Annotated in this window: 21 protein-coding genes; 4 read left to right on the forward strand and 17 right to left on the reverse strand. The window is 65.0% G+C overall.

The window, feature by feature from the left end; all coding sequences use genetic code 11:
• Positions 1-68: 68 nt before the first annotated feature.
• From fusA to VIL42_02210, 5 genes are all read right to left on the reverse strand, one after another.
• Positions 69-2,162, reverse strand: a complete 2,094-nt coding sequence (fusA, locus tag VIL42_02190) for an elongation factor G (GenBank protein ID HEY8591655.1) — start codon at positions 2,160-2,162, stop codon at positions 69-71.
• Between the two features lie 104 nt (positions 2,163-2,266).
• The gene (gene rpsG / locus VIL42_02195; GenBank protein HEY8591656.1) at positions 2,267-2,737 is read right to left on the reverse strand and encodes a 30S ribosomal protein S7; all 471 of its coding nucleotides are present in this window, start codon (positions 2,735-2,737) and stop codon (positions 2,267-2,269) included.
• Between the two features lie 70 nt (positions 2,738-2,807).
• A complete protein-coding gene (gene rpsL / locus VIL42_02200) occupies positions 2,808-3,179 on the reverse strand; it encodes a 30S ribosomal protein S12 (protein HEY8591657.1) in 372 nt (123 codons plus the stop codon).
• Between the two features lie 213 nt (positions 3,180-3,392).
• Positions 3,393-3,746 (reverse strand): hypothetical protein, encoded by a 354-nt coding sequence (locus VIL42_02205; protein HEY8591658.1) that lies wholly within the window; start codon positions 3,744-3,746, stop codon positions 3,393-3,395.
• A 63-nt stretch (positions 3,747-3,809) separates the two neighbouring features.
• On the reverse strand, positions 3,810-4,211 hold the full coding sequence (locus tag VIL42_02210) for a cupin domain-containing protein (GenBank protein HEY8591659.1): 402 nt from the start codon (positions 4,209-4,211) through the stop codon (positions 3,810-3,812).
• Positions 4,212-4,432: 221 nt separating this feature from the next.
• Between VIL42_02210 and VIL42_02215 the strand changes: the two genes are divergently transcribed.
• A complete protein-coding gene (locus VIL42_02215; protein ID HEY8591660.1) occupies positions 4,433-5,317 on the forward strand; it encodes a leishmanolysin-related zinc metalloendopeptidase in 885 nt (294 codons plus the stop codon).
• A 47-nt stretch (positions 5,318-5,364) separates the two neighbouring features.
• Here the strand turns inward: VIL42_02215 and lpdA are convergent, their stop codons facing one another.
• From lpdA to VIL42_02240, 5 genes are read right to left on the reverse strand one after another with little or no spacing between them, the layout of a single operon-like run.
• Positions 5,365-6,780: a dihydrolipoyl dehydrogenase gene (lpdA, locus tag VIL42_02220; GenBank protein HEY8591661.1), complete on the reverse strand. Its 1,416-nt coding sequence runs from the start codon at positions 6,778-6,780 to the stop codon at positions 5,365-5,367.
• A 6-nt stretch (positions 6,781-6,786) separates the two neighbouring features.
• Complete coding sequence (locus tag VIL42_02225) at positions 6,787-7,239, reverse strand: hypothetical protein (GenBank protein ID HEY8591662.1); 453 nt, start codon at positions 7,237-7,239, stop codon at positions 6,787-6,789.
• The gene (locus VIL42_02230) at positions 7,232-7,603 is read right to left on the reverse strand and encodes a hotdog domain-containing protein (protein ID HEY8591663.1); all 372 of its coding nucleotides are present in this window, start codon (positions 7,601-7,603) and stop codon (positions 7,232-7,234) included. The genes VIL42_02225 and VIL42_02230 overlap by 8 nt, the downstream gene beginning before the upstream one ends.
• Positions 7,596-8,009, reverse strand: a complete 414-nt coding sequence (locus VIL42_02235) for a hypothetical protein (protein HEY8591664.1) — start codon at positions 8,007-8,009, stop codon at positions 7,596-7,598. The genes VIL42_02230 and VIL42_02235 overlap by 8 nt, the downstream gene beginning before the upstream one ends.
• Positions 8,009-9,325 (reverse strand): pyruvate dehydrogenase complex dihydrolipoamide acetyltransferase, encoded by a 1,317-nt coding sequence (locus VIL42_02240; protein HEY8591665.1) that lies wholly within the window; start codon positions 9,323-9,325, stop codon positions 8,009-8,011. Before VIL42_02240 ends, VIL42_02235 begins: the two co-directional genes overlap by 1 nt.
• Positions 9,326-9,450: 125 nt before the next feature.
• Between VIL42_02240 and VIL42_02245 the strand changes: the two genes are divergently transcribed.
• The gene (locus VIL42_02245; GenBank protein ID HEY8591666.1) at positions 9,451-9,924 is read left to right on the forward strand and encodes a universal stress protein; all 474 of its coding nucleotides are present in this window, start codon (positions 9,451-9,453) and stop codon (positions 9,922-9,924) included.
• Here VIL42_02245 and VIL42_02250 read toward each other — a convergent pair.
• Genes VIL42_02250 through VIL42_02260 form a run of 3 tightly spaced genes read right to left on the reverse strand, consistent with a single transcriptional unit; the run spans position 9,921 to position 11,528 of the window.
• Complete coding sequence (locus tag VIL42_02250) at positions 9,921-10,364, reverse strand: GAF domain-containing protein (GenBank protein ID HEY8591667.1); 444 nt, start codon at positions 10,362-10,364, stop codon at positions 9,921-9,923. The genes VIL42_02245 and VIL42_02250 overlap by 4 nt on opposite strands.
• Before the next feature lie 38 nt (positions 10,365-10,402).
• On the reverse strand, positions 10,403-10,813 hold the full coding sequence (gene arfB / locus VIL42_02255) for an alternative ribosome rescue aminoacyl-tRNA hydrolase ArfB (GenBank protein ID HEY8591668.1): 411 nt from the start codon (positions 10,811-10,813) through the stop codon (positions 10,403-10,405).
• The gene (locus VIL42_02260) at positions 10,803-11,528 is read right to left on the reverse strand and encodes an RNA pseudouridine synthase (protein ID HEY8591669.1); all 726 of its coding nucleotides are present in this window, start codon (positions 11,526-11,528) and stop codon (positions 10,803-10,805) included. Before VIL42_02260 ends, arfB begins: the two co-directional genes overlap by 11 nt.
• Before the next feature lie 156 nt (positions 11,529-11,684).
• Between VIL42_02260 and VIL42_02265 the strand changes: the two genes are divergently transcribed.
• On the forward strand, positions 11,685-12,398 hold the full coding sequence (locus VIL42_02265; GenBank protein ID HEY8591670.1) for a response regulator transcription factor: 714 nt from the start codon (positions 11,685-11,687) through the stop codon (positions 12,396-12,398).
• Between the two features lie 52 nt (positions 12,399-12,450).
• Here the strand turns inward: VIL42_02265 and VIL42_02270 are convergent, their stop codons facing one another.
• Both VIL42_02270 and VIL42_02275 read right to left on the reverse strand, forming a co-directional pair.
• Positions 12,451-13,260, reverse strand: a complete 810-nt coding sequence (locus VIL42_02270; GenBank protein ID HEY8591671.1) for an arginyltransferase — start codon at positions 13,258-13,260, stop codon at positions 12,451-12,453.
• 142 nt (positions 13,261-13,402) lie between these two features.
• On the reverse strand, positions 13,403-14,620 hold the full coding sequence (locus VIL42_02275) for a threonine ammonia-lyase (GenBank protein HEY8591672.1): 1,218 nt from the start codon (positions 14,618-14,620) through the stop codon (positions 13,403-13,405).
• A 53-nt stretch (positions 14,621-14,673) separates the two neighbouring features.
• Here VIL42_02275 and VIL42_02280 point away from each other — a divergent pair, with 53 nt between their 5' ends.
• Positions 14,674-16,344 (forward strand): amidohydrolase, encoded by a 1,671-nt coding sequence (locus VIL42_02280; GenBank protein HEY8591673.1) that lies wholly within the window; start codon positions 14,674-14,676, stop codon positions 16,342-16,344.
• Here VIL42_02280 and VIL42_02285 read toward each other — a convergent pair.
• Entirely contained in the window at positions 16,301-18,223 is a 1,923-nt protein-coding gene (locus tag VIL42_02285) for a protein-disulfide reductase DsbD domain-containing protein (protein ID HEY8591674.1), read from the reverse strand. The two genes, VIL42_02280 and VIL42_02285, sit on opposite strands and share 44 nt — an antisense overlap.
• 91 nt (positions 18,224-18,314) lie before the next feature.
• Positions 18,315-20,945, reverse strand: a complete 2,631-nt coding sequence (metH, locus tag VIL42_02290) for a methionine synthase (GenBank protein HEY8591675.1) — start codon at positions 20,943-20,945, stop codon at positions 18,315-18,317.

A 20,945-nucleotide genomic window follows, 5' to 3' on the forward strand; every position in this document is an offset into this window, starting at 1 on the left:
ACGCCTCTTCTTTTGGAAAATCGGGCGGCCCGCCCAATGCGAGCGCGCCCATAACTACAATTTTGCGCTTACGCCAGCTTCGCCTTCACCTCGTCGGCGACGTTCTGCGGCACTTCGTCATAGTGCGAGAACTGCATCGTGTACTGAGCGCGGCCCTGGGTGAAGGAACGCAGCTGGTTCACGTAGCCGAACATGTTGGCCAGCGGCACGATCGCCTCGACCGCCTGTGCGTTGCCGCGGCTGTCGGTGCCCTGGATCTGGCCACGGCGGCTGTTGATGTCGCCGATGACGTCGCCGAGATAATCTTCAGGCGTCACCACTTCCACCTTCATGATCGGCTCGAGCAGCTTGATGCCGGCCTTCTGGGCCGCTTCGCGCATCGCACCGCGGGCGCAGATCTCGAACGCTAGCGCCGACGAGTCGACGTCGTGGTACTTGCCGTCCACCAGGTGCACTTCGAAGTCGATGATCGGGAAGCCGATCAGCGAGCCGGTCTCGGCGGTTTCGCGGAGGCCCTTCTCGACCGACGGAATATATTCCTTCGGAACGTTGCCGCCCTTGATCTCGTCGAAGAACTGGAAGCCGGAGCCACGCTCGCCCGGGATCACGTTGATCTTGATCTCGCCGAACTGACCCGAGCCACCCGACTGCTTCTTGTGGGTGTAGGTGAGCTCGACCGGCTTCGCGAGATATTCGCGATAGGCCACCTGCGGCGCGCCGACATTGGCCTCGACCTTGAACTCGCGCTTCATGCGGTCGACCAGGATCTCGAGGTGGAGCTCGCCCATCCCCTTGATGATGGTCTGGCCGGATTCGTGGTCCGTGCTGACGCGGAACGACGGGTCTTCGCGAGCGAGACGGTTGAGCGCAACGCCCATCTTCTCCTGGTCGGCCTTGGTCTTCGGTTCGACCGACAGCTCGATGACCGGATCGGGGAATTCCATCCGCTCCAGCACGATCGGGGCGGTGGTCGCGCAAAGCGTGTCGCCCGTCGTGGTGTCCTTCAGACCCGCAAGGGCGACGATGTCGCCGGCATAGGCCATCTGGATGTCCTCACGGTCGTTCGCGTGCATGAGCAGCATGCGGCCGACCTTTTCCTTCTTGTCCTTGACGCTGTTCATCACCTGCGACGCGGTTTCGAGCTTGCCCGAATAGATGCGCGCAAAGGTGAGAGTCCCGACGAACGGGTCGTTCATGATCTTGAAGGCGAGAGCCGAGAACGGCGCTTCGTCGTCCGACGGACGCGACGCTTCTTCACCGTTCGGCAGCAGGCCCTTGATCGCCGGAACGTCGAGCGGGCTCGGAAGATAGTCGACGACAGCGTCGAGGAGCGGCTGAACGCCCTTGTTCTTGAACGCCGAACCGCAAACGACCGGCACGAAGGCCATGCCGAGCGTACCCTTGCGGATCAGCTTCTTGAGCGTCGCGACGTCCGGTTCATTGCCCTCGAGATAGGCTTCCATGACCTCGTCGTCCTGCTCGACGGCGAGCTCCAGCAGCGCGGTGCGCGCTTCGGCGGCCTTGTCCTTCAGTTCGTCAGGGATCTCCTGATATTCGAACTTCGCGCCAAGGCTCTCGTCGAGCCAGATGATCGCGCGGTTCTCGACCAGGTCGACGAGGCCCTTGAAGTCGCTCTCGATGCCGATCGGGAGATAAAGAACGGCCGGGCGCGCGCCCAGACGGTCGATGATCGACTGGACGCAATAGTCGAAGTTGGCGCCGGTGCGGTCGAGCTTGTTGATGAAGCACATCCGCGGAACGCCATATTTGTCGGCCTGCCGCCAGACGGTCTCCGACTGCGGCTCGACGCCGGCAACGCCGTCGAAGCAGGCAACCGCGCCGTCGAGCACGCGCAGCGAACGCTCGACTTCGATCGTGAAGTCGACGTGGCCCGGCGTGTCGATGATGTTGATGCGGTGCTCTTCGCCCTTGCCTTCCGCGGCGCGCCAGAAACAGGTCGTCGCAGCCGAGGTGATGGTGATGCCCCGCTCCTGCTCCTGCTCCATCCAGTCCATGGTCGCGGTGCCCTCGTGGACCTCGCCGATCTTGTAGGACTTGCCGGTGTAATAAAGGATGCGCTCCGTCGTCGTCGTCTTGCCGGCGTCGATGTGCGCCATGATGCCGATATTGCGATAACGCTCGAGCGGATGGCTGCGGGCCATGGTCGTGTTTTCCTTAGCGATGTGGGGAGCCGGCGGATCCGGCTTCCCCAGATATAAGTATTGTTTTTACCAGCGCCACCCGTCGGCGGAGCCGGCGGGATCAATTACCAACGATAGTGGCTGAAGGCGCGGTTCGCTTCGGCCATGCGGTGCGTGTCCTCGCGCTTCTTCACGGCATTGCCGCGGTTCTGCGACGCATCCATCAGCTCGCCCGACAGGCGGCCGGCCATGGTCTTCTCCGAACGGCTGCGCGCCGCCGTGATCAGCCAGCGGATCGCCAGCGCCTGGGCACGCTCCGGACGGACTTCGACCGGCACCTGGTAAGTCGCACCGCCGACGCGGCGGCTGCGGACTTCGATGCCGGGCTTCACGTTGTTCAGCGCATCGTGGAACACGCGCAGCGGCTCCACCTTCATGCGGGTCTCGACATTGTCGAGCGCGCCGTAAACGATGCCTTCGGCAACCGACTTCTTACCGTCGAGCATGACGGAGTTCATGAACTTCGAAAGGACGATATCCCCGAACTTTGGATCGGGGAGAATCTCGCGCTTCTCTGGGCGACGACGACGAGCCATTGGATCTTTCCTTCTCTCTCTTCAGCCTGGTCCGGGACTTCGAAAATCCGCCCGGGGCTTACTCTGGCGATTACTTCGGGCGCTTGGCGCCGTACTTGGAACGGGACTGCTTGCGGTCCTTCACGCCCTGCGTGTCCAGGACGCCGCGAAGCACGTGGTAGCGGACACCGGGAAGGTCGCGCACACGGCCGCCACGGATCAGCACGACGCTGTGCTCCTGGAGGTTGTGGCCTTCGCCCGGGATATAGCTGATCACTTCGCGCTGGTTGGTCAGGCGGACCTTGGCAACCTTGCGCAGCGCCGAGTTCGGCTTCTTCGGGGTCGTCGTATAGACACGGGTGCAAACGCCGCGCTTCTGCGGGTTCTGCTCCATCGCAGGGACCTTCGACTTGGCCTTCTGCGGTTCGCGACCCTTGCGGATCAGCTGGTTAATCGTTGGCATGAAGCCCTTCACCTTTCGTTGCCGGCAACCCCGGCGGTTACTTTGCTCAACAGAAAAAAGCGCGTTAGCCGAGCAGCCTGTCCGGCCGCCTGGCGACGCGCTGTTGAGCAACGTTCAGCTCTTTGCCCGGTGCGGAGCGCAAATGACCCTCTCGCTCGGACGGGCGGGCACATAGCGGCGAGCCGCCTAACGGTCAACCGCCGAGCGGCGGATTCACTTCTTCTTGGGCTTGCCGCCGCCGTCTTTCTTCGGCTTGGCTTTGGCGGCGGATTTTGCCTTTGCTTTCTTCGGCTTGCTGGCGGGCTCGGGCGCTTCCCCCTGGTCGGGCTTTTCAGCTTCCGACTCCCGCTCGTCCGCCCGTTCCCGAGCGCGCTCCATTTCCGCCCGAATCTGCTCGCGGGCAGCTTCGAATTCCTTGCGGAACTGCTCGCCGGCGCGCCGCATCTCCTCGCCCGCGCGCTGAAAGGCCTCGCGCAGTTCCTCGCCGGCACGCTTGATTTCAAGCTGCGCCTCTTCGCGAGCGCGCTCGAACTCTCGTCTCATCCGCTCGAACGGGTCGTCAGCCATGAATTCCTACCTCGCCTGTGTAGTACATAGGTAAGACACCTGCTCGGACGAGACAAGCCTCGGCTATTCGGTGGTCTTGCCGTCCCATTCTTCATCATGGTGACGCGCGTCGGCTTCTTCCTTGGTCGACTGGACCACGCCGTCCTTGTGCTCCGGCGGACCGTAGATGGTGTAGAGCCGGAGCGGCTTGTCGCCCGTGTTGCGGACATTGTGCCGAGCACCGGCAGGCACGATCACGGCAAAATCGTCTTCGACTCGGTTCTCGACTCCGTCGATGTCGACGATCCCGCTGCCTTCCTCGATACGGAAGAATTGATCGCGGTCGGGGTGAACTTCCGATCCGATGTCGCAGCCTGGCGGCAGGGTCATCAACACCAGCTGGAGGTTGTGACCGGTATAAAGGACGCGCCGGAAGTCCTCGTTCTCGACGGTCCGCTGCTCGATATTGTCGCAATAGCCTTTCACCTGGCGCCGCTCCTTTCTCGTTGTCGCCAGATAATCGTGCGTGGCCGCACTTTCGTTCCGAGGGCTTCTCCGCTCGCCGCGTCATTAAATGATGCGGATCCGAAATAACAAACAGGAATCAATGGGTTGTCAGCCACCAGACCGGAGCTAAGCTGCTGTTGCCGAATGCAAACCGGCAGCCGGACGGGACATCCGGCTCGCACATAGGGGAGAATAAGAGAATGAGTTCAACCCGTTCAGATGCCGCGCGTGAAGCCGGCCAGGCCCGTCTCGACCTGCGGGTCAACCTGCCGCAGAGCACCGACAAGATCACTGGGATCGACCTTACCCATATCATCCACACCGATGACGTCGCAGCCGCCAAGGGCGGCCCCGGCGGTGGTGGCGGCGGTGGCGGTAGCGGCGGTGGCACGACCTTCTCGCCCTATATCAGCGGCGCTGCGAACGGCACTGCCGGCTACGACATCAAGATCGAATTCATCGGCACCGGATGGACCCAGGACTATTATAACATCTTCGTCAGCGCGGCCGACCGCCTGACCTCCCTAATTATCGGCGACCTTCAGGACGTCAGCGTCCGGAGCAAGGGCAAGGTTACCACGGTCGACGACATCACGATCACCGCCGAGCTGGGCCAGATCGACGGCCTCTATGGCATTCTCGGCCAGGCTGGCCCAACCGCAATCCGCACCAGCAACTCGCTGCCGGCGACGGCGCAGATGCAATTCGACGTGGTCGACGTGGCCGACATGGGCCTCTCCATGTTCAGCGAAGTGATCCTCCACGAAATGTCGCACAGCCTCGGCTTCGGCTCGATCTGGGACAATCTAGGCCTCGTCAGCAACGGGCAGTTCACCGGAACCACCGCCAACAGTGAATATCACAAGCTTGGTGGCGTCGGGTACATCCCGGTCGAGCAGGAAGGCGGCTCGGGCACGGCCGGTTCGCACTGGGACGAAGAGACGTTCAACAACGAGCTGATGACCGGCTACATCAACGATGGCGCCAACCCGTACAGCGCGATGAGCGCCGCCGCTTTCAAGGACATGGGCTATACCATCCGCGCCGATTATGCGGCGTGGGCGGACTCTTACTTCCTCGCCTGATCAGTGACTTGCTTGCCGGGCTTCCACGCGGAGGCCCGGCAAGATGTCTAGATGTGAATCACCCGCCCGTAAGCCATCAGGGCGCTTTCGTGCAGCATCTCCGACAAGGTGGGATGCGGATAGACCGTCTCGAAATAATCCTGCTCGATGAGCTCGGCGGTCTTCCCCAGCGTATAGCCGTGGATCAGCTCGGTCACTTCGGCGCCGACCATATGCGCGCCCAATAGCTCGCCAGTCTTGGCGTCGAACACCGTCTTGATGAACCCTTCCGCCTCGCCCAGCGCAATCGCCTTGCCGTTGCCGACGAAGGGGAACTTGCCGACCTTCACCTCGTAGCCCGCTTCCTTGGCTTTCGCTTCGGTCAGGCCGACCGACGCCACCTGCGGCCGGCAGTAGGTGCAGCCGGGGATGTTCTTCGGATCCAGCGCGTGCGGGTGCACGTCCTTGTTGCCCAGTTCCTTGGCGATGGCTTCCGCCGCGGTGACGCCCTCGTGGCTCGCCTTGTGCGCAAGCCAGGGCGGCGCAGTGACGTCGCCGATCGCCCAGATGCCGGGCACGTTAGTGCGGCACATCGGGTCGGTGTCGATGTGGCCCTTGGTCGTTTTAATCCCAAGCGCCTCGAGACCGATATTCTCAGTATTGGGGACGATCCCGACGGCGACGATGCAGTGGCTGAAGCGATGCTCGGCCGACTTGCCGTCGCCGGTCTTGATCGTCGCAGCGACACCGTTGGCGTCGGCCTTGAGGCTCTCGACGCCGGCGCCGGTCAGCAGCGTCATCCCCTGCTTCTTCAGCTGCTTGGCAAGGAAGTCACTCACTTCCGCATCCTCGACGGGAACGATGCGGTCGAGCATCTCGACGACCGTCACTTTCGCGCCGAGGTCCGAGTAAAAGCTGGCGAATTCGATGCCGATCGCACCCGATCCGATCACCAGAAGCTCGGTCGGCATTTCGGCCGGAGTCATCGCATGACGGTAAGTCCAGATGCGCTTGCCGTCGGCCTTGGCGAACGGGAGGTCGCGAGCGCGCGCACCGGTCGCGACGATGATGTGCTTGGCGGAAAGCTCGGTCGCCTTGCCGTCCTCGCCCTTCACCGACAGCTTGCCTCTACCGGTGATCGTCCCCTCGCCCAGGTGCACGGCGATCTTGTTCTTCTTCATCAGCCCGGTGACGCCGCGGTTGAGCTGGCCCGCGACGCCGCGGCTGCGCTCGACCACCTTGGCGAGGTCGAACGAGGGCTTTTCATTGCTGAGCCCGAACGCCTCCGGGTGGGTCATGTAGTGGAACACCTCGGCGGTGCGCAGCAGCGCCTTGGTCGGGATGCACCCCCAGTTGAGACAAATGCCGCCCAGCTTCTCCCGCTCGACGATGGCGGTCTTCAGCCCCAGCTGCGCCGCCCGGATCGCGGCGACATAGCCGCCGGGCCCGGAGCCGAGAACGATGAGGTCGTAAGTTTCAGCCATTGCAGTTCATCTCCGCACGAGGTGCGACCAGAGGCCGGCGACGCATGCGCCGTAAAACGCGCCAAATCCGATCGTCGTAAAATCGCGCCAGTCACCGGCAACGAACCCGAGGACGAGCCAAAGGAGCGCGGTTCCGGCGGCAGCGCCGATCATAACGGCAGCAGCCGTTGGGATTCTCCTCAACCGCTCACCTCCGGCAAGCGCGATCGCGGCCGAGAGAGTGAGCAGCGAAACAGGTGCGCCGACGATCACGCCGATGAGAAACACGGTGCCAAAAAAGCCCATGCCATCGAAATTCAGTGGACCGCCGGTCGGGTGGAGCCGCGCATCGGCCGCAACCGCCATTGCGGTCAGCAGGCTGGCGAGGCAGGCGCCCAAAAGTGCAGCTTTCAATACAAAGCCGTCGACCGCGCCGGGAGCGGCGGTCGGCTGCGCGTCATTCGCGAGCACGTCAGCCATTGCCGATTTCCCGTGGCTTGCCGGCTGCGTCGAGCGCAACGAATGTGAATTCGCCTTCCGCGACGAGCGTCTCGCCCTCCCCATCGCGTTCGCGGGCGATCGCTTCGGCCTTGAGGCGTAGCGAGGTACGCCCCTGCTTCAACAGGTCGACATAGACGCTGAGTTCGTCGCCAACGGCCATCGCCCCGGGAAACTTCAGCGCATCGGCGGCGACCAGGATAGCCTTCCCGCCGGTGCGCCGCGAGGCGAATGAGCCGCAGGCAAGCCCGAGCTGCCCCATCAGCCACCCGCCGAACACGCCGCCATAGGGGTTGGTATCGGCAGGCATCGCCGTGACCCGGATGACAGGGATATTATCAGGCATGAGTGCCGCGCCCGTGCCACGCAGCCACTGCAAGCATCACCAGGATGTTCGCCGCCGCGGCGGCCCAGACGCCCCGGCTGTTAGCGTCCACCAAATTGCCGCGAAATATCGAGTTCAGGACCTGGACTTCGAGGAAGCAGCCGAGCGCAAAGACGGCGACGAAGATGGCGATGAACGCGAGGACGCTGCTGTTCGCAAAGTGATTGGCGGCAAGCGCTCCTGCGATGTTGGGCAGCACCAGAAGCAACGCCGGGATGGCCGCAAGGAACGCGATGAGCATGGCGTTGGGATAGCCATATACTGGATGAAGCTGGCGCCCCTGCGCGGTTGCCAGGCCGACCACGACTGCACCCAAGAACACGATTCCGATCGGCAGCGAGGCTGCCAGCCGGAGCGGCAGATACATCAGGCCAGCATCCCCAGCGGGCTTTCGACGAGTTCCTTGAAGCGCTTCATCAGCCTCGCGCCGTCCGCACCGTCGATCGCCCGGTGGTCGAAGCTGCCGGTCGCGCTCATGATCGTCGCGATCTGGAGCGAGTCGTTGATGACGTAGGGCCGCTTCTCGCCGGCGCCGATCGCCATGATCATCCCCTGCGGGGGATTGATGACGGCTTCGAACTGCTTGATGCCGTACATGCCCATGTTCGACAGGCTCGCGGTGCCGCCCTGATATTCCTCGGGCTGCAGCTTGCCTTCCTTGGCGCGGCTCGCGAGGTCCTTCATCTCGTTCGAGATCGCGGACACGGCCTTGCCGTCGGCATTCTTGACGATCGGCGTGATCAGCCCGTTAGGGATGCTGACCGCCACGGAGATGTCCGCGCGGCTGTACTTGATCAGCTGATCGCCGGCGAAGCTGACGTTGCATTCCGGCACGTCGATCAACGAGATGGCGAGCGCCTTGATCAGCAAGTCGTTGACGCTGAGCTTCACGTCGCGCGCCGCAAGGCTCGCGTTCAGTTCGCCGCGCAGCTTCAGCAGCGCATCCAGCTGCACGTCGACGGTCAGATAGATGTGCGGGATTTGCTGCTTGGACTCGGTCAGGCGCCGCGCGATCGTCTTGCGCATGTTGCTGAGCTTGACGGTTTCGTGCGGGATGTCGCCCGGATCGACAGGCGCAGGCGCCGCAATCGGTTGCGGCTGGCTTGCCGCCGCTGCAGCTGGCTTCGGCTTGCCCGCGGCAGCATCGACGTCGGCACGGACGATGCGCCCGCCCGGCCCGCTGCCCTGAAGCGAAGCGAGGTCGATACCCTGCGCCTCGGCCAGGCGGCGAGCCAGCGGCGACGCCTTGATACGCTCGCCGCCATGTGCCTCAGCCGGCTTGCTCGGCGCGGCAGGCGTCTCGACCGGCGCTTTCTCGAGCGGCTTGTCGGCGACCGGGTCGGCCCCATAGCCGCGCTCCTGCGGTTCAGGCGTCGGTGCGGCCTGCGGCTTTGCCTCCTCGGGCGCGGCGGCCGGCACACTTGCTGCCGACGCATCTTCGCCCTCGCCGGCAAGGATCGCGATAGGCGCACCGACCTTCACCCCGTCTGTGCCTTCGGCCACGAGGATCTTGGCGACCTTGCCTTCGTCGACGGCCTCGAACTCCATCGTCGCCTTGTCGGTCTCGATCTCGGCGAGGATATCGCCGGACTTCACCTCGTCGCCTTCCTTGACCAGCCATTTGGCAAGAGTCCCCTCCTCCATGGTCGGGGAAAGGGCAGGCATCTTGAGTTCGATGGGCATGGGCTGCTGTCCGTGACGCGAAGGCTGATGGGGCTCAAAGCCAATGCGGCGGTTGCGGTCAACCCTGCGGCGAAATCTCATCCGCCGCTTGCGCTTAAGTCCCGTTTAACGCAGCACTTGGCGCCATGGGGGCCGAGACGCCGAAACGCACCTACCTCGTCGTGGTGGACGACAGCCGGGAAGCGCGCGTCGCGCTGCGCTTTGCCGGCCGCCGTGCGTCGAAGACCGGCGGGCGGGTCGAAGTGCTCGGTATCGTCGAACCGCAGGACTTCGTGCAGTTCGGCGGCGTCCAGGCCGCGATCGAGGAAGAGCAACGGCTGCGCATCCAGGGCGTGGTCAGCGCGGCGATCGGCGAGATCCTCGATGAATCGGGCGTTGAAGCGAATATCGTCGTTCAGCAGGGGGACCCGGTACGGACCGTGCGCGACTATCTCGCGGGGCGAGACGAAGTCGCCGCGCTGGTGCTGGGCACGGCGCCCAGCGGCAGTCCCGGCGTGCTGGTCGCCCACTTTACCGGCACCGATGCCGGCAAGCTGCCCTGTCCGGTGATGATCATCCCCGGCAGCCTCAGCGACGAGCGGCTCGAGCAGCTGAGCTAGAGGACTTTCGCGAGGATATCGGCAAGCCGGACGCACCCGGCTTCGTCTTCTTCGCTGAAGCGGCTGGGCCGGGGGCTGTCGAGGTCGAGCACGCCAACCAGCTCGCCATCAGCGCGGACGATCGGCACCACCAGTTCGCTGGCCGAAGCGGAATCGCAGGCGATGTGACCGGGGAATGCGTGAACATCGTCGACGCGCTGCACCTGCCGCGTTTCGGCGGCGGCGCCGCAGACACCCTCGCCGAACCTGATCCGGATGCAGGCCGGGCGGCCCTGGAACGGTCCGAGCACCAGCTCGCCCCCAACATTGCGGTAAAAGCCCGCCCAATTGAGGTCAGGCAGCGTTTCCCAAATGAGCGCCGCGGCGTTGGCCATGTTGGCGATCGGGTCCGGCTCGCCGGTCACCAGCCCCTCGAGCGCGCTCGCGAGGTCGGCGTACATGGTCGCCGGGTCGGCAGCCTCGATGCGGAAGTCGTAGGTCAAAAGTCGGTCACCTTTCCGCGCGCCTGTTTGACGGCGCTGCGTTGCTTCTTCTTGTCGACGCGCTGAGCCTTGGCGGCACGGCTTGGCCGCGTCGGCTTGCGCTTTGCCTGGACCATATGGGCAGCGGCGATCATCTCCGCCAGACGGCGACGTGCGTCGGTCCGGTTCGCCTCCTGCGTGCGGAAGCGCCGGGCCGTGATCAGCAATTCGCCGGCACTCGTCACCTTGCTTCCGGCGATCTGCTTCAGGCGCTCATATGCGTTCGGATGAAGTCCGAGCTTGAACAGGTCGACCCGCAGCTGGACCGCGGTGGCGACCTTATTGACGTTCTGGCCACCCGGCCCGGTGGCCGCCAGGAAGCTCTCGCTCAGCGCCTCATCCGGGATGATGACGTCCTCAGGCCGCATGGCCCCATTCGCCGAAATGTGCGGGTAGCGGCGCCACGACGTCGATCGCCGCCTTGCCGTCGCGTGGCACGACGAGCCGCGATGCGTGCAGCAACATTGGCCCGCCGGGGACGCCGTAGACTCGGTCGCCGACAATGCCCCGACCGAACGCCTCCCGAGCGTGAGCGCGGATCTGGTGGGTGCGCCCAGTCAGCGGCTTGAACTCGACGAGGGTCGTGCCGTCCCGAACGGCCAGCCGCCGCCACTCCGTCGTGGCGGGCAACCCTTTTGCATCGGCGATCATCTTCCACCCCGCCTCGGCGCTCGAATGCTTGGCGAGCGAAACGTCGATCGTTCCCTCTCCTTCCTCGAGTTCGCTAGCGACAACGGCGAGATAGAATTTCTCGACTGCACGCGCTTCGAACGCCTGCTGGAAACGGGCACGCGACTTGGCTGAGCGGGCGAACAGCAGGCAGCCGCTCGTGTCAGTGTCGAGCCTGTGCATCGGCGTGGGTGGACGTTTGAAGCCGCAGCGAAGCTCATCCAATTTGGTGGCAATTGCCTCACCCCCGCGGCGCGGCTGATCCACCGGAAGCCCCGCGGGCTTGTCGATGACGATCGCCTCGCCGTCGATGAAGATGATGCGGTCCGAGAGTATCACCGGAGCGCCATAGCCCTGTTCGTCCGTCGATAAACCCGTTGCAGTGAGCGTCCTGCTCGCATGTCCCCAGGACATGCTCCGCTGACGCTTGTGACTCCTTTGCAACGAATCCAAGGAATCCAGGCGGTTAGGAATTATTAACCTTTTCCCTTCAGACCTCGAATGGTTAATGGACGCTTCAAGGCCGTTAAGAGCGCGTAACGCTTTTGGGCCGCGGAGGGGGGACCGCACATGCGCGTACTGCTGATCGAAGACGAGCCGACCACTGCCAAGAGCATCGAGCTGATGCTCGGCACCGAAGGCTTCAATGTCTACACGACGGACCTTGGGGAAGAGGGCTTGGACCTCGCCAAGCTCTATGACTACGACATCATCCTTCTCGACCTGAACCTGCCCGACATGCACGGTTATGACGTGCTCAAAAAGGTACGCACCGCGAAGGTCTCGACCCCGGTCCTGATCCTTTCCGGCATTGGCGAAATGGACAGCAAGGTTCGCGCGCTCGGCTTCGGCGCCGACGATTATGTGACCAAGCCGTTCCACCGGGACGAGCTGGTTGCCCGCATTCACGCGATCGTCCGCCGCTCCAAGGGCCACAGCCAATCGGTCATCCGGACCGGCAAGCTCGCCGTGAACCTGGACGCCAAGACCGTTGAGGTCGATGGCGCCCGCGTGCACCTGACCGGCAAGGAATATGCGATGCTGGAGCTGCTTTCGCTCCGCAAAGGCACCACGCTGACCAAGGAAATGTTCCTCAACCATCTCTACGGCGGGATGGACGAGCCCGAACTCAAGATCATCGACGTCTTCATCTGCAAGCTGCGCAAGAAGCTGAGCCTCGCTTGCGGCGGCGCCAATTATATCGAGACTGTCTGGGGCCGCGGCTATGTGCTGCGCGACGCCGACGAAGTCAGCGAACCGATGGCCGAGGCAGCGGTCGCGTAAACGCCTTCAAAGGGGAGAGGGAAAGGCGGGGCCTTCGGGCTCCGCCTTTTTTTTATGCGTCGATGAGCAGCTTGTTGCGCGGGCGGCGAACCGGCAGCGCAATCGTACGCTTCGCTTCCTCGATCTCCGCATCTTCCATCTTGCGCCAGCCGTCGCGGCCGAGCCGCTCGAGCGGGCGGAAGCCGGTCTTGTAGGCCATGCGCGTCGAACCTTCGACCCAATATCCAAGATAGACGTAAGGGAGCGCAGCGCGCGCCGCGCGGACGATGTGGTCGAGGATGATGTAGGTGCCCAGCCCCTTGCGGGCGTCGGGACCGACATCGAAGAAGCTGTAGATCATCGACAGCCCGTCGCTCTGCTGGTCCGACAAGCAGGCGCCGACCAGGCGGCCGGGCCGTCCATCAACCGAAGGTTCGCGATATTCGATCATGAAGGTACGGACCGGCGTCTGCTCGACCATGTCGGCAAAGTCGCTCTCGTCCATTTCCGCCATGCCGCCGCCGGGATGACGAGCCGCAAGGTAGCGGCGGAGCAGCTGATATTGTTCTTCGGTCGTCCACGGCTTGCAGGCGCTGACCTCGATATCGCCGTTGCGCCGAAGCTGCTTGCGCTGGGTCGCGGTCGCCTCGAATTCGGCAGCGAGCACGCGAACGGAAACGCAGGCGGAGCAGTCGACGCAGCTCGGCCGGTACGCCACCGATTGGCTGCGGCGGAAGCCGATCCGGCCAAGTGCCTCGTTCAATTCGCTCGCGTGGCGGCCGGTGAGTTCGGTGAATACCTTCCGTTCGACCTTGCCCGGCAAATAGGGGCACGGACTGGGGTTCGTGACGAAGAACTTCGGGAACCGGAAGGGTGCGCTCACCCGGGCGACCTCTCTTGGATGGTTAGTGACCTCTTTATGCGGTTGGTAAACGCCATTGAAAAGGCTTTGGAGCCGTCAAAAATGCAGCATCTGGCCATTGTCCCTACAAGGGACAGGGAAGTGTCGGCGGGCCGACTGAAAATCAGTCGAGCGAAGCGCGCTCCACGCTGAACCCGGTCGCTTCAAGCCGGGCCACCACGTCGTCGATAGTTTGCGGGTCGCGGGCTTCCACCTCGACCTCGATCACCGTGTCCTTCGCGGGCAGGCGCGTGAAGATGCGGCTGTGGTTGACTTCGATAATGTTGGCGCCGGCTTCGAACACCTGCCGCGTGATCGCGGCGAGCGCGCCGGGCCGGTCCTGCGCAGCGACGCGCAGGCGCGCGATCCGCCCCTGCCGGACCAGGTCGCGCACGAGCACGTTGGCGAGCAGGTGCGTGTCGATATTGCCGCCGCACAAAAGCGTGGCGACCTTCTTGCCGCGGAAGCGCTCCGGATAGGCGAGCATCGCCGCCAGCCCCGCCGCCCCCGCGCCCTCGACGACGGTCTTTTCGATGCCGACCAGCATCGCGACGGCGCGCTCGATGTCGCGTTCCGGCACCAGCACGACTTCGTCCGCGAGTTCCTTGAGGATGTGCGACGTCAGCTCGCCCGGCTGCTTGACGGCGATGCCTTCGGCGAGCGTGTCGCCGCCGAGCGCCATGTCGCAGCCCTCGATCGCGCACTTCATCGACGGGTAAAGCTCCGCCTCGACACCGATCAGCTCGACTTCGGGCTTCAGCGCTCGCATCGCAATCGCCACGCCCGACATCAGCCCGCCGCCGCCGATCGGCACGACGATCATGTCGAGGTCCGGCGCATCTTCGAGCATTTCGATGCCGACAGTGCCCGCGCCGGCGATGATCTGCGGGTCATCGAACGGGTGGACGAACACATAGCCTTTGTCGCGTTCCAGCTGGCGCGCGTGCGCATAAGCGTCGTCGAACATGGCGCCGTGGAGAACGACCTCGGCGCCATGGCCGGCGGTCTGCATCACCTTCATGCTCGGCGTCGGCTCCGGCATGACGATGGTGGTGGGGATGCCGAGGCGCTTGGCGTGGTAGGCGACGGCCTGGGAATGGTTGCCGGCCGACGCGGCGATCACGCCGCGCGCGCGCTCCTCTTCGGTGAGCTGCAGCAATTTGTTGAGGGCGCCGCGCTCCTTGTAGGCGGCGGTGAACTGGAGGTTTTCGAACTTCAGCCAGACTTCGGCGCCGATGAGTTCGGACAAAGTCCGGCTCATCAGCATGGGCGTGCGGATTACCGCGCCCTGGATCCGCTCGGCGGCGGCGCGGATATCGTCGATCGTCGGGACCTGCATCATCGGCGGCGAGGCGTAGCGGTTCACTTGGTCTGGAACAATGCTAAGCGGCGGTGATGAAGAAGACGCTGCTTGCGCTGACCGCGCTCCTCGCCTCGGCCGCCAACGCCGACACGCTCATCGACAATATCAACGGGCTGCAGGTCGGCCCCGATGGAAAGCTGCAGACGTTCCGGGCGATCGTGATCGGCGACGACGGCAAGGTCCGGCAGCTGCTCCAGAACCCCGAGCTGGTGCGGCTCGCCAACATCACCAGCCACATCGACGGCCAAGGGCGGACGCTTCTCCCCGGTATCGTCGACGGGCACGGCCACGTGATGGGCCTCGGCTTCGCGCTTATTCAGCTCGACCTGACCGGCACCGGATCGATCGCCGATTTGCAAGGCAGGCTGCGCGACTATGCCGCTGCGCATAGGCAGGATCGATGGCTGACCGGCCGCGGCTGGAACCAGGAGCTGTGGAGCGAAAAGCGGTTCCCCACCGCTGCCGACCTCGACGTCATCGTCAAGGATCGTCCGGTGGTGCTTGAGCGGGTCGATGGTCACGCCATCGTGGTGAACAGCGCAGCCCTGCGTGCTGCGGGTGTTACGGCCGGAACCAAGGATCCCGCCGGCGGCAAGATCGAGCGCGATTCGCGCGGCAATCCCACCGGTTTGCTGATCGATGCGGCCACTGAGCTCGTCGCCAAAAAGGTGCCCGCGCCTTCCTCGGAGCAGCGCGATCAGGCGCTGGAGAAGGCTCAGGAGGCGCTGCTGGCGGTCGGCGTCACAAGCGCAGCCGATATGGGCACCACGCTCGACGATTGGCGGACTTTCGACCGCGCCGGCGTGAACGGGCGCCTCATGGTTCGAATCATGTCCTATGCCGCGGGCGTTGAGCCGCTCCAGCGCTTCCGCAAAGCCGGCGATTGGCAGTTCGGGGATCGGCTGCGCATGGGCGGCGTCAAGCTGTATGCCGACGGCGCGCTCGGGTCGCGCGGCGCTTGGCTGAAGCGCCCTTATGCCGACAAACCCGACACACGTGGGCTCCAGTTCCATTCGGATGCCGAACTGCTCTCGCTCGCGCGCACCGCTTGTTCTCCAGGTTTCCAGCTCGCCATCCACGCGATCGGCGATGCGGCGAACGACCAGGTCATCCGCACCTACGAAACGCTGAAGCCGGTCTGCCCGGGCGCGAGCCGCTGGCGGATCGAGCACTTCCAGATCGCCGATCCGGCGGACATCCCGCGCCTCGCCCGCAATGGCATCATCGCGTCGATGCAGCCGGTTCACCAGACCAGCGACCGGCTGATGGCCGAAGCGCGGCTCGGCCAAGATCGCCTCGCCGGCGCCTATGCCTGGCAAAGCGTGCTGAAGAGCGGCGCACGGCTGGCGTTCGGGACCGATTTCCCGGTTGAGTCACCCAATCCGTTCCCGGGGCTTGCCGCCGCGGTCAGCAGACAGGACATGAACGGTGAGCCGGCGGGCGGCTGGCTGCCCGAACAGCGCCTGTCATTCGCCCAAGCGCTGCACGCCTACACGCGCGGCGCCGCTTATGCCGGGTTCGCGGAAGCCAAGGTCGGCTCGCTCGATCCCGGCCAGTGGGCCGACTTCATCGTCGTCGACCGCGACGTCAGCACTGCCGATCCGCAGGCACTCGCGCGGACCCAGGTGGTGGAAACCTGGGTCGCGGGCAAGAAGCTGTTCAGCCGCCCTGTCGAGGCGCAGCGCGGCGAGCGCGGGCGGTAAGCATCGATGGCGTGAGCACCTGCGGCAGCTCTTCGGCTTGCCGCCCGGGCTCGTACCAGAGGTAGAGCGGCACGCCGGCGCGGCCGCGGCTTTCGAGGAAGCGGGTGATTGCCGGGTCGCCGTCGGTCCAGTCGCCTGCGAGAACCTTCACGTCGGCGTCGCGGAACGCCTTGCGCACTTCGGCGCGGTCGATGGCTCCCGCTTCATTGACCTTGCAGGTCAGGCACCAGTCGGCCGTGAAATAGACGAACACCGGCTTTCCTTGGCGCCCGTAGGCGGCAACGCGGTCGTGGCTCCACGGCTCTGCGCCGGCAAGCGCTCGGGCGCTTGCAGCGGTGCGCGCCGGTACGAGCGAAACGCCGATACCGACCAGCACAAGGGCAGCTAGGGCCGCGTATGCACCGCCGCGCTCACGACGACCGCTGAACCAGAGCACCAGCAGGAGAGCCGCGCTCAAGACTCCGCCGAGCAGCAGCCCGCGCTCGCCGGCCAGCCGATAGAGTAGCCAAAGCGCGGCAAGCGCGCTCGCAGCCATCGGAATGGCGAGGAAGCGCTGGAGCCGCTTCATCCAAGGCCCGGGCTTCGGAAGCCTGCGCCTCAGCGCTGGTACGAAAGAGACAAGCAGGAACGGGACCGCGAGGCCGAGCCCAAGCGCCGCGAACACGAACACTGAGCCGAGCGGCGGCAGGAGCAGCGCGGTCCCAAGCGCCGCGCCGAGGAACGGCCCCGCGCATGGCGTCGCAACGAAGGCGGCCAGCGCGCCGGTTCCGAAGCTTCCCGCCGGACGCGCGCTCCCGGCGACGACGGGTAGCTCGAACAGGCCGAGCAGGTTCGCGGTGATCGCGACCGCCAGCAGCAACAGAAGGATGATCGTGCGCGGGTCCTGAAGCTGGAAAGCCCAGCCCGCCTCCGCCCCCGCCGCGCGAATGGCGAGGAGCACGGCACCAAGCGCGCCCGTCCCGACCATCGCCCCGGCGGTATAGGCCAGCGCATCCGACCGGGCATGCGACGCCTCCCCGCCTGCACGCGAGAGATGAAGCGCCTTCAGTGCAAGGATCGGGCACACGCAGGGCATCAGGTTCAGGAGGATGCCGCCAGCGATCGCGCCGAGCACCGCCCAGAGGACCGCAGTCGCGCCGATGTCGCCCAGCCGCTTTCCACCTTCAGGTACGGTGCCGGGCTGCGCCTGGAACTCGAGCCCCTGACCATTGCCGTATTCGAGCACGCCGGCGAACTTGCCCCGTACATTCCCCTTCGGCTGAAGCTCGGCGATCAGCGTATCGCCTGCCCGGAAGAACGCCTGCGGGGCTTCATAGTCGACGGCATTGTCGGTGATCGGGAAGAGATAGGCATCCTCGACCGCGACGCTCGCCGGCAGCGGGATCGCGACCCGCAGCTTGCCGTCGGCCACTGCGAAGTGTGCAGGCGTCGATAGCGGCCGCGGGAGTGCCTGGCGCCATTCATTGAACCTGGTGTCCATGGGCGCGAGGCCGCCGGTCGGCAGGTTGAGCGAGAACTCGCCCTGTTCGGGCACGCAGATCTTGTCGGTACAGGCGAGCCAGCGCGCCTTCGCCCGGATCTGCACCTGCCCGCCGGCAGCGGGCGGTACCTTGAGCCGGGTCAGCACCGCATAATCGCGCTCGTACACATAGTTCATCAGGCCGGCGACCGTCAGCCGCGACGGCACCGGATAACGAAGTGGAGCGACGGAGAAGCCGTTGGGGAGCATCCACTCGACGTCCATCGGCAGGCCGGCATCGCCGGGATTCTGCCAATAACCGTGCCAGCCGGGGCTGGTGCGCATGAGGATTGCTAGCTCGACCTCGCCACCCGGCACCCCCGGCCCTTCCGCGACGAGTTCCGGCTGAATGGCGTTCACGCGGGCCTGTGCTATCGCAGGCCAGAGCAATAACGCCACAAGGATCAGCAAGCGCCGAAGCATGGCGCTGGCGCTAAAGCGAGACGAAGCCCTAGTCGAGGTTGGGGCGGAGCCAGCGCTCCGCCTGGTCGACCGAGACGCCGCGGCGGTCTGCATAATCCTCGAGCTGGTCGCGGCCGATCCGGGCGACGCCGAAATATTGGCTGTCGCGATGGCCGAAGTAGAATCCCGACACCGCCGATGTCGGCCACATGGCAAAATTTTCGGTGAGCGTCACGCCGGCCGGATTGTCACCGAGCATGCTGAACAGGATCGGCTTAAGGCTGTGGTCGGGGCAAGCGGGATAGCCCGGAGCCGGACGGATGCCTGCGAACTTCTCGCGGATCAGGTCGGCGTTGGAGAGATGCTCGTCGGCATAGCCCCAGAGGCGATTGCGGACTTCGGCATGAAGCACTTCGGCGAGGCTTTCCGCCAGCCGGTCCGACAGCGCCTTGAGCAGGATGTCCGAATAATCGTCATTGTCGGCGGCAAAGCGTTCGAGGTGCGGCTCAAGCCCGTGAATGCCGACCGCGAAGCCGCCCATCCAATCCTCGCCGTCGGGCGCGACAAAGTCGGCGAGACAAAGGTTGGCGCGACCTTCCCGCTTCTTCACCTGCTGGCGCAGCATCGGCACGCGCGTCCAGTCGTTGCCGGCGAGCACCAGAATATCGTCGCCGTCGCGCTTGCAGCGCCACAGGCCGACCGTCGCCCGAGCCGTCAGCCAACGCTCGGCGATGATCCGGTCGAGCATCGCATTGGCGTCCTGGAACAGGCTGGTCGCGCTTTCGCCGACCACGGGGTCCTCAAGGATGGCCGGGTAATTGCCGGCCAGCTCCCAGGCGCGGAAGAAGGGCGTCCAGTCGATCGATGCGCGAAGGTCGCTGAGCGGCCATTCGCCGATCTGGTGAAGCCCGGGATAAGCCGGCGCCGGCGCCTTGCCGGCCGGATCATAAGCGAAGGCGTTGGCGCGCGCTTCGCCGAGCGGGGCGAGCTCGCTCTGGCCACTCCGCTCGCGCGACTTGCGGAGCTTGTCATAGTCGTCGGCGGTCGAGGCGATCAGCGGCTCGCGCTGAGTGTCCGAGACGATCGCCGAAGCGACGCCGACCGCCCGGCTGGCGTCGAGCACATGGATCACCGGACCTTCATAGGCGGGGTCGATGCGCAGCGCGGTGTGCGCCTTGCTCGTCGTCGCACCGCCGATCAGCAGCGGCGTTTTGAGGCCGAGCCGCTGCATCTCGCCCGCGACGGTGACCATCTCGTCGAGCGACGGCGTGATGAGCCCGCTGAGCCCGATCATGTCGGCATTATTGTCGTTCGCCGCCTGGAGGATGTCCTGCCACGGCACCATGACGCCGAGGTCGATCACCTCGAAGCCGTTGCACTGCAGGACGACGCCGACGATGTTCTTGCCGATGTCGTGAACGTCGCCCTTGACGGTCGCCATCACGACCCTGCCCTTGCCCGCGGTGGCGCCGGTCTTTTCCTTTTCGGCCTCGATGAAGGGAATGAGGTGCGCGACGGCGCGCTTCATGACCCGCGCGGACTTCACGACCTGCGGCAGGAACATCTTGCCGGAGCCGAACAGGTCCCCGACGACGTTCATGCCGTCCATCAGCGGGCCTTCGATGACCTCGATCGGACGACCGCCCTCGCGCTCGACCTGCTGACGCGCTTCCTCGGTATCGTCGAGGATATGAGCGTCGATGCCCTTTACAAGCGCGTAGGACAGCCGCTCGCCGACCGGCAGCGAACGCCATTCGGCAGCGGCCTTTTCAGCCGCCGCGTCAGTGCCCTTGTAGCGCTCGGCGAGCGCGATCAGCCGCTCGGTGGCATCGTCGCGGCGGTCGAGGATGACGTCCTCGCATGCCTCGCGAAGCTCCGGATCGATCTGGTCGTAGACGTCCAGCTGGCCCGCGTTGACGATGCCCATGTCCATGCCCGCCGGGATGGCGTGGAACAGGAACACGCTGTGCATGGCGCGGCGCACCGGCTCGTTGCCGCGGAACGAAAAGCTGAGGTTCGATAGCCCACCGGAAATGTGCGCGCCGGGGCAGCGCCGCCGGATTTCGCTGGCGGCTTCGATGAAGTCGATGGCGTAGCGGCGGTGCTCATCGATGCCGGTCGCGACCGCAAAGATGTTCGGGTCGAAGATGATGTCGCCGGGCTCCGTGCCGTGGGCAGTCAGCAGCTTGTACGCGCGCTCGCAGATTGAGACCTTGCGCTCTGCAGTGTCGGCCTGGCCGACTTCGTCGAACGCCATGACGACGACCGCGGCGCCGTAGGCGCGGCACTTGGCGGCAAGCTCCAGGAACGGCCCCTCGCCTTCCTTGAGGCTGATCGAGTTGACCACTGGCTTGCCCGAGACGCACTTCAGCCCGGCTTCGATGACGCTCCATTTGGAGCTGTCGATCATCACTGGGATCCGAGCGATGTCCGGCTCTGCCGCGATGCGCTTGAGAAAAGTCGTCATCGCCGCTTCGGAATCGAGCAGCGCCTCGTCCACGTTGACGTCGAGGATTTGGGCGCCGTTCTCGACCTGATCGCGCGCGACCTCGACAGCGGCGTCGAAATCGTCGGCGAGCACGAGCTTCTTGAACCGCGCCGACCCGGTGACGTTGCAGCGCTCGCCGATATTGACGAAGCGCGCGCCGGCGCCGGCCTGTTCCACTTTCGAATGCTCCAT

The organism is Sphingomicrobium sp. (assembly GCA_036563485.1).
Lineage (GTDB): Bacteria > Pseudomonadota > Alphaproteobacteria > Sphingomonadales > Sphingomonadaceae > Sphingomicrobium.

Excerpts from the sequence above, each read along its gene's own strand:
- fusA (HEY8591655.1), bottom strand. The coding sequence starts at position 2,162 with ATGGCCCGCAGCCATCCGCTCGAGCGTTATCGCAATATCGGCATCATG.
- rpsG (HEY8591656.1), bottom strand. The coding sequence starts at position 2,737 with ATGGCTCGTCGTCGTCGCCCAGAGAAGCGCGAGATTCTCCCCGATCCA.
- rpsL (HEY8591657.1), bottom strand. The coding sequence starts at position 3,179 with ATGCCAACGATTAACCAGCTGATCCGCAAGGGTCGCGAACCGCAGAAG.
- VIL42_02205 (HEY8591658.1), bottom strand. The coding sequence starts at position 3,746 with ATGGCTGACGACCCGTTCGAGCGGATGAGACGAGAGTTCGAGCGCGCT.
- VIL42_02215 (HEY8591660.1), top strand. The coding sequence starts at position 4,433 with ATGAGTTCAACCCGTTCAGATGCCGCGCGTGAAGCCGGCCAGGCCCGT.
- lpdA (HEY8591661.1), bottom strand. The coding sequence starts at position 6,780 with ATGGCTGAAACTTACGACCTCATCGTTCTCGGCTCCGGGCCCGGCGGC.
- VIL42_02225 (HEY8591662.1), bottom strand. The coding sequence starts at position 7,239 with ATGGCTGACGTGCTCGCGAATGACGCGCAGCCGACCGCCGCTCCCGGC.
- VIL42_02230 (HEY8591663.1), bottom strand. The coding sequence starts at position 7,603 with ATGCCTGATAATATCCCTGTCATCCGGGTCACGGCGATGCCTGCCGAT.
- VIL42_02235 (HEY8591664.1), bottom strand. The coding sequence starts at position 8,009 with ATGTATCTGCCGCTCCGGCTGGCAGCCTCGCTGCCGATCGGAATCGTG.
- VIL42_02240 (HEY8591665.1), bottom strand. The coding sequence starts at position 9,325 with ATGCCCATCGAACTCAAGATGCCTGCCCTTTCCCCGACCATGGAGGAG.
- VIL42_02245 (HEY8591666.1), top strand. The coding sequence starts at position 9,451 with ATGGGGGCCGAGACGCCGAAACGCACCTACCTCGTCGTGGTGGACGAC.
- VIL42_02250 (HEY8591667.1), bottom strand. The coding sequence starts at position 10,364 with ATGTACGCCGACCTCGCGAGCGCGCTCGAGGGGCTGGTGACCGGCGAG.
- arfB (HEY8591668.1), bottom strand. The coding sequence starts at position 10,813 with ATGCGGCCTGAGGACGTCATCATCCCGGATGAGGCGCTGAGCGAGAGC.
- VIL42_02260 (HEY8591669.1), bottom strand. The coding sequence starts at position 11,528 with ATGTCCTGGGGACATGCGAGCAGGACGCTCACTGCAACGGGTTTATCG.
- VIL42_02265 (HEY8591670.1), top strand. The coding sequence starts at position 11,685 with ATGCGCGTACTGCTGATCGAAGACGAGCCGACCACTGCCAAGAGCATC.
- VIL42_02275 (HEY8591672.1), bottom strand. The coding sequence starts at position 14,620 with ATGATGCAGGTCCCGACGATCGACGATATCCGCGCCGCCGCCGAGCGG.
- VIL42_02280 (HEY8591673.1), top strand. The coding sequence starts at position 14,674 with ATGAAGAAGACGCTGCTTGCGCTGACCGCGCTCCTCGCCTCGGCCGCC.
- metH (HEY8591675.1), bottom strand. The coding sequence starts at position 20,945 with ATGGAGCATTCGAAAGTGGAACAGGCCGGCGCCGGCGCGCGCTTCGTC.